Genomic DNA, 15,356 nt, shown 5'->3' on the forward strand with positions numbered 1-15,356 from the left:
ACGAAAAAATTCGAGATTAAATACCATAAAAAAACCCGGCGCCGATAAACGGGGCCGGGCTTGCTATTGACTAATAGCGATTACATCAACGTTTCGGCTTTATAGGGGAAGCCCTTCTCTACATACACATAGCGGTTAGAGGTAAAGCCATTAAACTCGGTGGCAGTAGACGAACCATAACCACCCATCAGACCAAACTCTATCCAATCGCCTTCGGCCACATCGGCAGGTAAGAGCGGTTGGTGAGCAAACTTATCCAGCGAGTCGCAGGTGGGGCCCCATACGGTAAAGGGCTGCTCGTTGCCGCTGTGCTCTTCGCCGTTTCTAAATACGCGCACCGGATGCACGATGGGGGAAAATAACTGCTCCATAAAACCACCGTAGATACCGTCGTTAAGAAACACGGTGTTATCGGCGCGCCTATGCTTAACTCTGGTTAGCAGCGAAATGCTAGAGTCCACTAAGGCACGGCCTGGCTCACATACCAGAGTGCAGCTGCGGCTATCGAAGTGCTCGTTAAAAGACTGGCCTATAGTGGCAAAAAATTCTTCTAAATTGGGCAGCTGTTCGCCTATGTAGCGGCTAGGGAAACCACCGCCCACGTTTAAAGTTTCTATAGCCACACCGGAGCGCTTAACTATGCTCGCTGCGGTTACTATGTACTCGCTATAGGAGCCAGTCTTGGCGCATTGCGAACCGGGGTGAAAGGTAAGACCACAGCGGTAGCCGGCAGCCTGTACTTTTTGCAGCAGGCGTATGGCCTCTTCTTCATCGGCACCAAACTTGGCACTGAGGTCGTACTTAGCATTATTGGTAGGGATTTTAAAGCGCAGGGTTAGCTCTACATTACTATCGTCACCAATGACCGAGCGTAATTTTTCAAACTCTAATTCATCGTCAAAACAAAAACTGCGTACGGCGTACTCATTGTAGGCCTGCTCAATTTCATAGCGCGCCTTAACGGGGTTGTCATACAGTAAGTTGGCTTCGGGCATAATGCCGCGCACTAAGGCGATTTCGGCAATCGAGGCAACATCGTAAGCGCCTACGCCGCTGGCGGCTAACTCTTTAACTAGCTCTGGGGTAGGGTTAGCTTTTACCGCATAGGCGATAACACCGGGGAAGCCCTCTAAAAAACGCTTAGCCTGTCTGGCTAAGGCCTCGGTAGATAGGCAGTAAAAGGACTCCAAGGGCGCGGCTTGCTGGATAAGCTGGGCGGTATCGCGGTAACGGTTAGACATTTTCAACTCCATCAACAGATCATCTCGGGGTAAGCTTAGCGCTAGTCATCAAAGCATAGCCCAAAACATTTAGGCTCAAACCACTGGATAATAAAAACACTACATAATTTAAGCTGCACTGTAACGCCTCCCTATAAATAGACAAGCCAAAAAATGTTAATGGCAGGTAAGGAATTGTAAATAGGCCATAGGGCATAAAAAAGCCACAGCGGCTTTGGCGGCTGTGGCTTTGCTGGTTAGTGGGTTGGCTTATTTAGAAGCGCTGGCCAAATCGCACCCCGATTGTTCTGGGCCTATTAACACTGGTCACCCCTTCATCTATAGAGGCATCATAACCGGCATAGACCTTATTCAGCTCTGCCCGTTCGTCGGTGGCATTATCAATAAAGAAATCAACGCTGGTATTATTGATAGTAAAGCCTGCCGCCAGATTTAACACCTCATAGGAGGACTGTTTAGAGCGCACACTGACATCTAGCTCACTCCAACTGTCGTCGGTGTAGGAAAACGCCGCCTGACCATAAACGTTAAACTCACCCACATCAGTCGCATAGCGAGCTATGGCCGTGTATTGAATTTCAGGGACAAAGGGCATTTGTGTTCCCGAAGGGGCCAGCACCTCACCGTCATTAATAATGTCATCGTCCAATTCAGCATCATTATAAGAACCGGAGAATTTCAAAATTAATTCATCGGTAGCAGCAAAATCAATATCAAACTCTAAACCGTTTACCGTAGCCTGACCGGCATTATAAATAATCGTTAGGTTTGAGACGTCAAAGTCTAAAATACTGTACTGGAAATCATCCCACTGCACTTGATAGATGGCACCATTAAAACGCAGGCGCTTCTCTAGCCAACTGGTCTTCCAACCAAACTCGTAGTTTTTGGTAAAGTCTTCCTCATAACCCGGTATGCCATCTACACGCGCACGGTTAACACCACCCGCCCTATAGCCTTCTGAGTAGGTGATATAAATCATCAAGTCATCGCTGATGTTATAGGTAAGGTTGCCCTTCCAAATAGAGTCTTCATTGGATTGTTTACCGTCTAATATCTTGGTATCAAAACAAGGGTACTGGGGCACATTAGCGCCAGCACCTTCTACAAACTGGCCGTTAATATAATCCCCCGTACAGTGACCAATAAAACCATTAAAACCATACAGTTTATTGTCATACTCATAATAACGCGCTCCCACTAGCGCGGTAATATCTTCAGTAATATCAAAGCTTACCTCACCAAATATGGCTTGATCTTGATCATTACGAACTTGATGAGTTTGCCAAGTGGTCTTGCCGCCGGGTATAACTGAATCAGCCGAGTTCATATCGGGGACTACCCACTGTAGGTCAAATTCATGCTCTTGCTCTTGATAAAAGATACCGGCGATAAAGCGCAGGCGCTCATCTTGGGAAGACTGTATACGTAGCTCATGACTGGTGCGATTAAAATTCTCGTCGCCATCTACATACTGGCTGGGATTGGCGCAGGTCGTGCCATCGGCCTGATAATAAAGACAGTCGTAACCATAGTAGGCATAAACATCTTCTAGATACTCGGCATATCCGGTGTAATCATATTCAGATATACGATCTCTATCCAAATAAGCTCCGGCATAAACCAAGTCTAAATTACCCACCTTACCCTCTACGGTGAGGCTGGCTTGATACCACTCTTCATCGTAAAAAGTATCAAAATATTCTTGGGTATTAAGGTCGCCCAATTCATCGGGGTCATGACTGAAAACACCGTTGGACTTCATTTCTTGATAAGTGATGCCGGGCGTTACCGTCCAGCGATCATTTAAGTCGACTTTTAATAAAGCCCGCATACCGGAAGTGGTGACATCATTAAAATTTTCTTCGGCTTTAGATGTTGCCGTAAGGCCGCTAGCAGCAAAAGTTACCGTTCTTTCAACATTATCAATATAACCGCCAGCTTTATCATGCCAGCCCACTAAACGCAGGGCGGTATTATCGGCTAAAGGAATATTCACAAAGCCTTCTAAGGTATAGCCCTCATCACCATGCTCAACTTTATTACCGGAGACATCGTAGCCTGCTTCAAACTCACCCATAACTGGCTTATTGGTGATGATTCTTAAGGTGCCTGACTGGCTGCTCGCACCGAAAAGCGTGCCCTGCGGCCCAGCTAATGTCTCTATGCGCGCAATATCATAAGCGTGCAGGTCTAAGACCTCATTGATTGTAGTGATGGGTTGTTCATCTAAATATACCCCCACACTAGGCATAGAGGCTGAATGGTTACCATCACCACCGCTGCTAATACCTCGCATATAGACTTGGGCTACACCGGGCCTAGTCGTGTCAAAAGATACTGTAGGTAAAAACTGAATATAGTCATCGAAGCCTTTCACATTGAGGTCACTAAGCGCCTCACCACCCAGAACCTGCACAGAAACAGCCGTATCCTGCAAATTAGCATCACGCTTTTGCGCGCTGACTATAACCTCTTCCAACACAGGTGCTGCGTTGATGGCATAAGTGGGCAGCAATAAGGCCCCGGCCAACAACTGACGACGGCGCTGCTGCATAAACGCAGCTAAGCGTGTTTTTGGTATTTTGCTCCAGTATTCATGTATCAATCCCCGTTATTGTTGTAGCTATTATTGTTAGAGAACTGAACAGCGGCCGCGTCCTTGCTTAATGCTATCGCAGCTCATAATTTGTACTCTAGACCGATTCCGTTAAGTTACAAGCCGCCTATAGAAGCCTTATCGGCACAAATGTAAATATAATGTAACATCCGCTGCGAACTTTGCAGTGTACCCCCTTATTAAGCGATACTATTAGCCGCCTGAGCGCAGTCACAATAATAAAACAGGAAGCCCTATGAGCACCGCCGCCAATAACCCCGATGCACCCACCATAGATAGTCTTAACCACAGTGATGCGGCCCTACCCGCCAGCGCTAAAAAACATCCTGAGCTAGTAACAGCCGCCGAGCACCTACAGCAAGGCGAGCTCTCCAAAGCCGAAACTCTAATTCGCGATGTTTTAAAAAAAGATCCTACAGATGTTTCAGCTATACGCCTGTTGGCGGATTTAGGCATACGCCTTAATCGTTTTGACGATGCCAAATTATTATTAGAGCGCTGCCTGCAACTGGCCCCCGATTTTCATTTGGCCAGGCACAACTACGCCTCGGCGCTAATGCGCAGCCAAAAATTAGAAGCAGCCTTAGAGCAAGCCGAAAAATTACTCAGCTTAGATGCCAATAACGCTAACTATTTATTGCTAAAGGCGACCATCTTGGTACGCATGGGTGATCATCTTAGCGCCCTGCCTATTTATGAGCAGGTGTTTGCACAATACCCTCATCAAGCCAAAGCTCAACTCAGCTATGGCCATATTTTAAAAACTTTGGGGCGGGTAGACGAAGCCATTAGTGCCTATAGAAAAGTCATCAAACTAAGGCCAGAGCTGGGCGAGGTGTACTGGAGCTTGGCGAATTTAAAAACCTTTAGATTTAGCGATGAAGACATAGCCGCTATGCGCCAGCAAGTTACCGAGCAGGGCGGTAATGCCGAGGATCAAAGCCACCTGGCCTTTGCCCTAGGTAAAGCATTGGAAGATAAAAAGGAGTTTGATGAATCCTTTAAGTTTTATCAGCGCGGTAACGCTATACGCAGCATAGGCCATGTGTATAGCCCTAAAAAAAATATGCATAACGCGGTAAGGCAAATTCACACCTGCAATGCAGAGTTTTTTAAGCAACGGCAAGGAGTGGGCTGCACAGCTAAAGACCCTATTTTTATAGTCGGCCTACCCAGAGCAGGCTCAACCTTATTAGAGCAAATACTGGCCAGCCACTCACAGGTTGAAGGCACCGCTGAATTACCGGATATTATTGCTATGTCGCGAATGTTAGGTGGCAAACTAAAAAATAATCCCGCATCAAAATACCCCGAAATTTTAGCCGACCTGCCCCCCGAACAATTTAAAGCGCTAGGCGAAAGCTATTTAAAAACGACTCGCATACAGCGCAGTGACACTCCGTATTTTATTGATAAAATGCCCAATAATTTTATGCACATAGGTTTAATCCATTTGATTTTACCTAACGCCAAAATTATTGATGCTAGGCGCCACCCTATGGCGGGTTGCTTTGCGGGCTTTAAACAATTATTTGCACAGGGCCAGACCTTTACTTATAAACTGGAGGATATAGGCCACTACTATCGCAACTATGTTAATGTCATGGACCACTGGGACAAAGTACTACCCGGCCGCGTATTGCGCGTGCAATATGAAGATATGGTGGCCGATGCCGAAACCCAAATACGCCGGCTATTAGAGTATTGCGAGCTGCCCTTTGAAGAACAATGCCTGCGCTTTTACGAAACCGATAGAGCCATACGCACCCCCAGCTCTGAGCAAGTGCGACAGCCTATTTTTAAAGAGGGCTTAGAGCAATGGCGTAATTATGAGGCGCATTTAGGGCCGCTCAAACAAGCCTTAGGGCCGCTGTTAGAGCGCTACCCCATATAAAAGCTGATTCGCAATACCCGCCATATTTGTAACAATTTTTTTACAAGCTTTTCAGGACAGCTTTAATATTATTGCATAGACTTAGCAGCCATCTTTTACAGCCCCTCTGCTGAATGGTGTGCACTATGCCCAACATGACTTTTGAACAATTACTGCGCAATGGCCAGCCTATTATTCTCGATGGCGGCTTAGCGACGGAGTTAGAGGCGCAGGGCTATACACTTAACTCTAAGTTATGGTCGGCTGAACTACTACTCAATCAACCGCAGGCAATTATCAACGCCCATCGCGCCTATTACGAAGCCGGTGCCAACTGCGCTATCACCGCCAGTTATCAGGCAACCCTTGCGGGCTTTATGAGCCTAGGCTTAAATGCCGAACAGGCGCAAGACTTAATACTGTCATCGGTGCGCTTAGCCATTACCGCACGCAGTGAATACTTAGCCCAGCACCCCGATAACAACAGACCGCTATTGGTCGCTGCCAGCGTAGGCCCCTATGGCGCACCTTTAGGCGATGGCTCCGAATATACCGGCAACTACGGCGTAAGCGATGCCAGCCTGGTTGAATTTCACCAGCAACGCTTGCAATGGCTGGATCAAAGCGGTGCCGATGTATTAGCTTGCGAAACCATACCCAGCCTACAAGAAGCCAAGGTTTTGCACTCGCTATTAGCCCAATGCCAAACTCCAGCCTGGGTGACTTTTTCCTGCCAAGATGGCCAACATTTAAATGACGGCAGCCCTATTGAAGCCTGCGCCCAACTCTTTGCTCAGCACCCCAAAGTGCGTGCTATAGGGGTTAACTGCAGCTCGCCACTGTTTATCAATGAATTAATTAGCCGTATCAAACAAACCGCGCCAGCGCTAGCCGTTGTGGTTTACCCCAACTCCGGCGAACACTATGAGGCCAGCACTAATAGCTGGCACGGAACAGCTAGCCCACTGGAGTGCGGTGAGGCCGCAGCCAGCTGGCAACAAAGTGGCGCGAGTATTATAGGTGGCTGCTGCCGTATGGGGCCTGAGCATATACGGCAAATTCAACAGCACTTACAAGCTTCTTCTCCAGTTTCCAAACTGTAAATTTTTAGGAATTATTTTATGTTTAGCAAAGCCATAGTTCGTACTCCCTGCCCCAATTTAATTGCGGGGATCAGCTCAGCTAATTTAGGCCAGCCCGATTATGCGCTAGCCCTAGAACAGCACCAGCAATATATAAAAGCTTTAGAGCAATGCGGTTTAGCAGTGACGGTATTGCCCGCTGACAATGACTTCCCCGACTCCTGCTTTGTAGAAGACACGGCGTTGTGTACGCCTAACTGCGCCATTATTACCAACCCCGGCGCAGCCAGCCGCCAAGGCGAAGTGATAGACATGGCAAGGCATATACCCAACTTTTACTCGGCCATAGAAACTATAGAGGCGCCCGGCACAGTAGAAGCGGGCGATATTATGATGGTGGGCAACCACTACTACATAGGGCTATCGGCTAGAACCAACCAACAGGGCGCTGAGCAAATGATTGCCCACTTAGAAAAGTACGGCCACAGCGGCTCGGTGGTTAGCTTGTCTGAAGTACTGCATTTAAAAACGGGGCTGGGCTATTTAGAAAATAATAAGCTCTTGGCCTGCGGGGAGTTTTTAACGAAGCCGGAGTTTCAACAATACACCTTGCTGGAAGTAGACCCCAGCGAGAGCTACGCAGCAAACTCAGTCTGGGTTAATGATACAGTGTTAGTGCCTGCCGGCTATCCAAAAACCCAGCAGTTGATAGAGGATCAGGGTTATAAAACCTTGGCGGTAGATGTATCAGAATTTCGTAAAGTGGATGGCGGCTTAAGCTGCTTGTCGCTGCGTTTTTAAGCTGCGCGCTTATGCCATGCAACACTTAGGGGCGGGCTTAAGAATATAGCCGCCCCTAAGCTCTTAGCTCAACGCCCATTTAATAGTGCTCGAATCTCTGCGAGCTGCTCTTGACCCTCTTGGAATATTTCATGGGTTTGCTCTGGGCTGAGAGCAATTTTTTGAAATGCCGGTATGCTAGAAGCCTCATCAGCAGCATCCATACTGCCACCGCTTTGGGTAGCATACAGAGAGGCGACTTGCACCAAACCACAATAATCCAGCTCATCCTCTCCTTCACGGTGGCGCAGCCAGTCGCCATACTCCCTGGCCACAGCGACTAACTCGGGGGCGAAATCCCATTTCTCTAACACCATGCCACCTACATGGCCGCTGAGTAACATAATCACCGAATCCAAATGTTGCTGGTCAGTACTTAAATCATAAAAGTGCTCAGCAAAGCTGATAATCACCAGTTCGCCTATGCGATGTAACACCCCGGCCAGCATAGCCTCGTCTTCATTAAAGGTGGGCAAGTGCTTGGCCAGTACAAAACTAAAAGCGGCCACTTCTATGCTCTGTTTCCACAGCCGCTCCATGCGCTCTATAGTGGTGTGGGAGTCAGATTTAAATAAAGATAAAACCGCAAAGCTGGTAACCAACTGTTTGGTGGTTATTATACCTAACCGCGATATCGCGGCCTGGGTGTTAGTACAACTGGAGACGCCTCGGTATAGCGGGCTATTTGCGGTTTTTAATAATTTGGCGGCAATCGCTGGGTCGGTATTAACCAAGGCGGCAATATCCGCTAGGTTACTATCTTTATCGTCGGCTTTTTCACGTATTTTCAACGCTGTCTCGGGCAAACTAGGCAACACAAAACGCCCAGCGGCCAACTCTTGCTGAAACTCGTGCAGCAATATGCGGCCATCTTCCCCGGCCTGCGACTTCATATCACCCACCACAAAGCCATTAGACTGGTCGTTCATGCCCCTTTGTAGCTCATCTAATACCGACTTGCTCAGTGAGAAATACAATATATCGCTTGCAGCTACGGCCCGGTACATTCTGGGGCGCAAGCGTGCAATAGGTAGCTTGGCGCGGCTGTCGCTAGCATTCAACATTTGCTTGCGGCCATCTTTGGCTTCCAGGCTAATCTCACCTTGCACCAGGTAATATTCATCTATATCGATATCGCCTACATCAAATAAAACACTGCCTTTGGCGGCGAGTTCTATATCGATATAGACTGCTATTTGAGCAAATAGCTCTTTATCTAAACGATCAAAAGGAGAGTATTGCGCAATTAATGCTAAATTTTTTTTGCTTTCCATAACTCAGTGTTATCACCTGTAGATTGCTATTCACTATAGATGATAATAACGGTTACGACGCCTATTCAAAACAAAAAAACCCGGGCATTGCCCAGGTTTTGTAGATTAATTAAAAACTAAGCTATAGAAATTAAGCTTTCGCTTTTTTGCGACCCCAAATTAAGCCCGCTAAACCTAATCCCAATAGGCCTAAGCTGCTAGGCTCGGGAGTACGAATAATGGTCTCCTGTACTTTGATGTCGACAAAAGCTGCGGTAAACGAATCCGCAGTTAAGCCACCGGCACGCAGTTGATTTAAATCCCATGCCGCACCACCAGTGCCAAAAGCTAATAAGGCATAATCGTTCCAGCTAGAGTTGCCGCTACCATAAGCCCCTGCACAGGTAGTAAAACCACCACTACCATCGGCCTTGTAGCCGGTACCATCACTGTCCATACCTAAGGCTACTGAGTTATCGCCACAGTATATGCTGGAGTTAATAACCGCATTTAATAGCGCTTTATCGCTGGCTAAATCGGCTGCCATAGAGGCATAGCTCAAACCTGCATCATGGGTATCGCGATCTTCGTCAGTGACTAAAATAATATTTCTTACTGAATTGGCTTGGCCGGTATAACCTAGAGCGGTATTAATGCCTGAGTAGCCATCCTCAAGAAAGCCATTGAGTAGTAAGCCCCCGGTAGCCGTATTAAACTCTGCCGCCGTACCAAACTCACCACCACCCACTAAATGACTATGACCGCCAGTGTGACCGCCACCACCGCCAAAACCGACTAATCCATATTGCGCGCTAAACGGATCAGCACCCGCCTCTGCGGCTAAGGCTGTATCCAGTGAGGTTATCATACCGCCTATCCATGCGTGCTCCCCACCCATCGAGCCGGACTCATCGACCACAGTTACGATGTCTGTCGTAATAGCTGTAGCGAATACCGGTAATGCTGTTGACGCTAATATAGCCACAGCTAACTTTGTGAATTTCATTTTATTGATCTCCCTTTAATAAATGTTTTTGCCAAAACAATACATTTCATTGCTGACTGGAGGTCAATATTTGCAATAACTAGACCAAACGGATTATTACAATAAAAAACAAAGGCTTAGTAATTCATCTAGCCGCTAGCGTAAAACTATCCGACACGGCAAAAATGCAGCGCTACTGTTTTTAATTAACTGTAGGAATATTAAAAACCCTGCTTATTTCTGAGCAGTTTTTACAAGGCTTTTATGTGATATAAGTCACAGTATTTATTTTGTTGGCCTATATATCCCCTTAAAATCGCTCAAAACAAGGTGATTATTTTTTCGACAGTCGCCAACTATTTTTTTAATAGCCGCTCTATGCCGTCCAACTGTATTTTCATGGCTGCAATTTGCTGCGCCAACTCTTCGCGCTCTTGATGCGCCTGCTGTACATCCTGGCTATTTTGCTCGGCGCTCATCACTTCTAAAATAGCGCCCACCATCATATTTAAAAACACAAAAGCGGTGAGAAAAATAAACGTGAGATAATAGACCCAGCTAATCGGGTAGACCGTCATGGTTTCATACATCACATCCGTCCAGTCTTCAAAGGTTGCAACCCTAAACAAGGTGAGCATGGAGATGCTGACATCATCCCATAGCACAGGGTTAATTTCTTGAAACATCAGCGAGCCTATAGCCGCATAGATATAAAAAATTATAAACATCAACAAGGCTATATAACCCATACGCGGTATGGCTTTAAGCAAGGAGTTAATTAAAAAGCGCAGCTCTGGCACTACCGATACCAAACGCAACACTCTAAACACCCGCAGCAAACGCCCCACCAACACGGCATCGGCATTGTCTAATGGTATTAAGCTACCGACCACCACCAAGGTATCGAACACATTCCAACCATCACAAAAAAACCGGCGCTTTTTTTCGCATACGGCAAACCGCAAACAAAGCTCTATTAAAAAGAATACGGTAACCGCCCAATCTAGCGCCCATAATATTTGTTCGGCAACGGGTGGGATATCATAGGTTTTGGCCCCTATCATCAAAGCCGATAACACAATAATAAAAATCACCAAGCCCTGAAACCATTGGCTGGATTCTAAAAACTGTAAATATTTTAAAAATTTCCATGAAGAGGGTGAAGGCATGGCAATATTTTTCATCGAGGGTCTACGCGCAAGATTTTAATTTAACAGCGCTGAGAAACAACGCCATAGAAAGACACTAAGAACAATTTGGTGTGGCGCGCCTGCTGGCTAACGCCACTCACATATTATTGTTTAAAAACGATTAACTCTATTCAAGCCATCCAGTGCCGCCACTCTATAAGCCTCTGCCATGGTGGGGTAGTTAAAGGTGGTTCGTACAAAGTATTTTAAGCTATTGGCTTCGCCTTCCTGGCTCATAACCGCTTGGCCTATGTGGATAATCTCTGAGGCCTCAGCACCAAAACAATGTATGCCTAAAATCTGTAAGCTATCAGCGTGGAATAATATTTTTAGCATACCCACACTTTCGCCGGATATTTGCGCTCTGGCGGTATCCTTAAAAAAGGCTCTACCCACTTCGTAAGGTACTTTTGCAGCGGTAAGTTCGTTTTCGGTTTTACCTATAGAGCTAATTTCAGGCAGGGTATAAATACCGGTAGGGGCCTCGGTAATAAAGCGGCTATTTTCGCCACAAATATACCTTGCCACTGAGCGGCCTTGGTCATAAGAAGCGCTAGCCAAACTGGGCCAGCCTACCACGTCACCTATAGCAAAAATATTTTCCACGTCGGTTTCATAATGCTCGTTAACCGATAGCTGGCCGCGATGATCGGCGTTTAAGCCTATAGACTCCAAAGCTAGGCTATCGGTATTACCGGTGCGGCCATTACACCATAGCAAAGCATCGGCATGTATACGCTTGCCCGACTCCATCACCATGGTAACGCCTTCGTCGGTAGCTTCTACTGACTTGTAAACCTCGTCGTGTCTTACGGTGACACCGCCTACCCGCAGGTGGTAACTCAAGGCATCGGAAATCTCGTCGTCCAAAAAGGACAGCAGCCTATCGCGGTTATTGATTAAATCGACCTTAACACCTAAGCCAGAAAAGATAGACGCGTACTCACAACCAATAACACCCGCGCCATAAATAATTAAAGTTTGCGGGGTATGCTGCATACTTAATATGCTGTCGCTGTCATAGACACGCTCATGACTGAAGTCGACATTTTGTGGATTATAAGGCCGTGAACCCGTGGCAATAATAATTTTATCGGCGGAGATTTTTTCAACTGCCCCCTCACCGGTTTTAACAATAATGGTGTTGGCATCTTCAAAGCTGGCCACACCTATATGCAGGTGTATGCGGTTATGTACGTAAAACTCCGAACGCATATCCACCTGCCTGGGGATCACTTGCTCGGCCTGTTTTAGCACCTCAGGGTAGCTGGGCCATAAAGCCTTGCCAGCGCGGTGAAACAGGGGGTTGCTGTTAAAACGTATAATTTGCTTCACCACATGACGCAGTGATTTAGAGGGGATAGTCCCTTTGTGGGTGCAATTGCCACCGACCATGCTATAGCTTTCAATCACGCCCACTTTCATACCCGCCTTGGCCGAGGTAATGGCTGCACCCTCACCCGCAGGACCTGAACCTATTACTAATAAATCGTACTTATAACTCGGCATATAAGGGAAATCTCTACTAATCAACAAAAATGAAAGGGGCAATTTTAACACAGCTGCCCATGTTTTTGAGCACTGTTAAGGCTAGGGCGCTAAGCGCTCTATAGCCCAGCTATCGTCGGCTTGCCTGGTGTACTGAAAGCGGTCATGTAAACGGTTGGCACCGCCCTGCCAAAACTCAATTTGCTGGGGCACCACGCAGAACCCCCCCCAAAAATCGGGCAGCGGAATTTTACCATCCGCAAACTTGGCTTTCATATTGGTAAACTGTTGCATTAACAGCTCACGGGTAGACACCGGCCGACTCTGGTGAGAGGCCCAAGCCGCTAATTGGCTTTCGGTGGGACGGGATAAGAAGTATTTAGCTGCCTGCGCGGCTGGCACTTTATGGGCCACGCCGCAGATTTTTACCTGCCGCTCTAACTCATGCCAGGGAAAATGCAGGCTAATGCGGTTGTTTTGCGCCAGGTCCTGAGCTTTGCGGCTGCCGAAGTTGGTGTAAAACACAAAGCCTGCCTGGGATACATCTTTTAGCAAGACTATACGCTGAGAAGGCTGACCTTGGCTGTCTACGGTTGCCACAGTCATGGCGGTGGGGTCTTTAAGCCCGGCAGCCACGGCCTGCTCTAGCCATAAGGAAAATTGATCGAAGGGGTTATCGCTAAGATCTTTGCGGTGCAAACCGCCCTGCAAATAATCACGGCGAATAGCGTCTATACCCATAATAACTCACCCAATACTCAAGAAATAATTGGGGGCGATTATACATGAGCGGACGCATTAATAAGTGAAATTAATACGCCCGCGCAACGCTTTGGGGGAAGGTTTACTCAATCACTACCGATACGGTATTTGACAGTGCGCTGCTCACCCCCGCGGTATCGTAGGAAGCGATGGAAAAATGATAGGTATCAGGCTGCTCAGGCCAGTAAATATGGGCCGTTTCAGAACCACTGGGGACGTTAATCACCTTATCCGCGCCAGAGGTTTCAGCCACCACATATATATCATAGCCACCCAGTTCACTCATGGCTAAAGCACTACCATCAGCGCGGGTAGTGGGGGCCTGCCAGGTAACCGTAATAGACTTAGCTTGCCATTCTGGAGCTGGATTTTCTGGCTCTAACTCCACCAAATTTACCGTCACCAAAAAGCTGGCGGCCACGGAATTGCCCGACTGATCCACCGCATTACACTGCACAGAGCTCTCACCTACAGCAAATAAGCTACCAGAAGCCGGCAAACAGCTCACCGCGGTATCGCCATCCACAGCATCGATTGCAAAGGCTTGATAAGTCACCGCTACGGGCTCAGCAGTCGTGGACTCAACCAGTCTATTTTCTGGCAATGTTAGTGTAGGGGCGATGCTATCCTGCACATTAACGCTAAAGCTAGCTTGGCTGCGATTGCCACTACTATCTACCGCACTACAATTCACCTGAGTCTCGGCTAGTGGGAATAAAGCCCCGGAAGCAGGACTACACGAATAACTGGGCTGGGCATCTTTATTATCGCTAACATTAACGCTATAGCTAACTACGGCACCCGCCGCAGAGCTAGCCTCTACCGTCATATCCCCAGGCACTTCTATAGATGGCGCAGCCCTATCCTTACCGCCCTTGCCACCACCTTTACCCCCTTTGGCGGCCATGGCCTGTTGACCCGACAAGATTAATATCACCAACAAACAAATAATACGCATAACAAACTCCAACAACTGTTACTACTGGGTTGGAGTGTATAGAGGCCAGCCCGCCTAACAACTTGTGTTAGCGGCAATTGTGAAGTCGCGCATAGCGGCTGAGAATTAACGTGATTAAGTCGATATTTTAAGCAATGACGGGATAAACCCTTATAGACCGGCAGCCCTTGCCAAGAGCAGGCTAAAGACGCTCAGCCCCGTAACCATAATCAATAATATGGCCAGTAATTTTAAAGGCTTAAAGGGTTTGCGCTCTACCGAGTTAACGCCACGCTGCAAAAAGCCATCAACCTTTAACTGGTCTTCAGGTGATAATTGTCGTTTATTATTCATCACAGTCTCTTGTTAAAAAGGCGGTTAAGTTGGCGATTATCGCAAATATTGTGGCTAAGCACACGGTTTAATGGCTGTAGCAAACATCGCTATCTCAGTAAAAAAAGTTTAGTCGTTGGCATAGTTAGGAGTTTTGAACCCGGCAATGGCACAAGGTCATTACCTGCCTATCGTGATGATATTAGAGCGAAGTTTTCTGAACTTTAAAATCGGCACTCGTATGATGCCAGAGGGATGAGCCGGGTGCTGTCGCGAAATATAAAAGGGCTGGCCGGGGTAGCGGATGAGACAGCGTAGCGCCTTAAGGCTCAGTAGCGGACGCGGGCGTCTTTTTAGATAAAGGGGGGAGGGGACAGGCCATGTAGCGATGGCACCCGGCTCAGTCATCGGGTTTAGTAAACCACAGTGCTGGCCTAAGCTTTTCCCAGCAAATGAAGAAGCATGCTCGTTGGAATACATAGTGAGAAGTTTCTAACCCGGCAATGGCACAAGGTCATTGCTCCATGATGGCGGCCCTCCGGGCTGCCTTCACTCCCGCCTGAGCCCGCCTCCCCTGCGGGGAAACCAGCCGGTCTCAGGCGCTCACTCAGCGCTCATCTTTTATATTCCGCAATAACCTTCTGCCATTACCTGCCTATCGTGATGATATTAGAGCGAAGTTTTCTGAACTTTAAAATCGGCACTCGCATGATGCCAGAGGGCTGAGCCGGGTGCTGTCGCGAAATATAAAG

12 protein-coding genes are annotated in these 15,356 nt (G+C 47.5%); 3 read left to right on the top strand and 9 right to left on the bottom strand.

The features are described from left to right. Positions 1–80 precede the first annotated feature (80 nt). Both NO559_RS06335 and NO559_RS06340 read right to left on the bottom strand, forming a co-directional pair. Positions 81–1,241, bottom strand: coding sequence for a type III PLP-dependent enzyme (locus NO559_RS06335; RefSeq protein ID WP_258330963.1), 1,161 nt, complete (start codon positions 1,239–1,241; stop codon positions 81–83). Between the two features lie 253 nt (positions 1,242–1,494). Next, positions 1,495–3,798, bottom strand: a complete 2,304-nt coding sequence (locus NO559_RS06340) for a TonB-dependent receptor (RefSeq protein WP_258330964.1) — start codon at positions 3,796–3,798, stop codon at positions 1,495–1,497. Positions 3,799–4,096: 298 nt separating this feature from the next. Between NO559_RS06340 and NO559_RS06345 the strand changes: the two genes are divergently transcribed. The 3 genes from NO559_RS06345 (at position 4,097) to NO559_RS06355 (ending at position 7,617) form a co-directional block, all read left to right on the top strand. Then, the gene (locus NO559_RS06345; protein ID WP_258330965.1) at positions 4,097–5,755 is read left to right on the top strand and encodes a tetratricopeptide repeat-containing sulfotransferase family protein; all 1,659 of its coding nucleotides are present in this window, start codon (positions 4,097–4,099) and stop codon (positions 5,753–5,755) included. Positions 5,756–5,880: 125 nt separating this feature from the next. Continuing rightward, on the top strand, positions 5,881–6,837 hold the full coding sequence (gene mmuM, locus NO559_RS06350) for a homocysteine S-methyltransferase (protein ID WP_258330966.1): 957 nt from the start codon (positions 5,881–5,883) through the stop codon (positions 6,835–6,837). Positions 6,838–6,855: 18 nt separating this feature from the next. Continuing rightward, positions 6,856–7,617, top strand: a complete 762-nt coding sequence (locus tag NO559_RS06355; protein WP_258330967.1) for a dimethylarginine dimethylaminohydrolase family protein — start codon at positions 6,856–6,858, stop codon at positions 7,615–7,617. A 68-nt stretch (positions 7,618–7,685) separates the two neighbouring features. On the opposite strand, the gene NO559_RS06360 is transcribed toward NO559_RS06355, so the two are convergent. The 7 genes from NO559_RS06360 to NO559_RS06390 form a co-directional block, all read right to left on the bottom strand. Next, positions 7,686–8,930 (bottom strand): HDOD domain-containing protein, encoded by a 1,245-nt coding sequence (locus tag NO559_RS06360; protein WP_258330968.1) that lies wholly within the window; start codon positions 8,928–8,930, stop codon positions 7,686–7,688. 130 nt (positions 8,931–9,060) lie between these two features. Further along, complete coding sequence (locus NO559_RS06365; RefSeq protein WP_258330969.1) at positions 9,061–9,915, bottom strand: PEP-CTERM sorting domain-containing protein; 855 nt, start codon at positions 9,913–9,915, stop codon at positions 9,061–9,063. Positions 9,916–10,250: 335 nt separating this feature from the next. Continuing rightward, positions 10,251–11,078, bottom strand: coding sequence for an ion transporter (locus tag NO559_RS06370; RefSeq protein WP_258330970.1), 828 nt, complete (start codon positions 11,076–11,078; stop codon positions 10,251–10,253). A gap of 117 nt (positions 11,079–11,195) precedes the next feature. Beyond that, positions 11,196–12,593 carry a Si-specific NAD(P)(+) transhydrogenase gene (gene sthA / locus NO559_RS06375; protein WP_258330971.1) on the bottom strand — a complete coding sequence of 466 codons (1,398 nt, stop codon included), beginning with the start codon at positions 12,591–12,593 and terminating at the stop codon, positions 11,196–11,198. A gap of 81 nt (positions 12,594–12,674) precedes the next feature. Continuing rightward, positions 12,675–13,313, bottom strand: a complete 639-nt coding sequence (pdxH, locus tag NO559_RS06380) for a pyridoxamine 5'-phosphate oxidase (protein WP_258330972.1) — start codon at positions 13,311–13,313, stop codon at positions 12,675–12,677. 103 nt (positions 13,314–13,416) lie between these two features. Then, on the bottom strand, positions 13,417–14,292 hold the full coding sequence (locus tag NO559_RS06385; RefSeq protein ID WP_258330973.1) for an HYR domain-containing protein: 876 nt from the start codon (positions 14,290–14,292) through the stop codon (positions 13,417–13,419). A gap of 150 nt (positions 14,293–14,442) precedes the next feature. Further along, positions 14,443–14,625 (bottom strand): DUF3094 domain-containing protein, encoded by a 183-nt coding sequence (locus NO559_RS06390; RefSeq protein WP_258330974.1) that lies wholly within the window; start codon positions 14,623–14,625, stop codon positions 14,443–14,445. Positions 14,626–15,356: the final 731 nt, after the last annotated feature.

It is taken from the genome of Dasania sp. GY-MA-18, assembly GCF_024734385.1.
GTDB classification, from domain to species: domain Bacteria; phylum Pseudomonadota; class Gammaproteobacteria; order Pseudomonadales; family Dasaniaceae; genus Dasania; species Dasania phycosphaerae.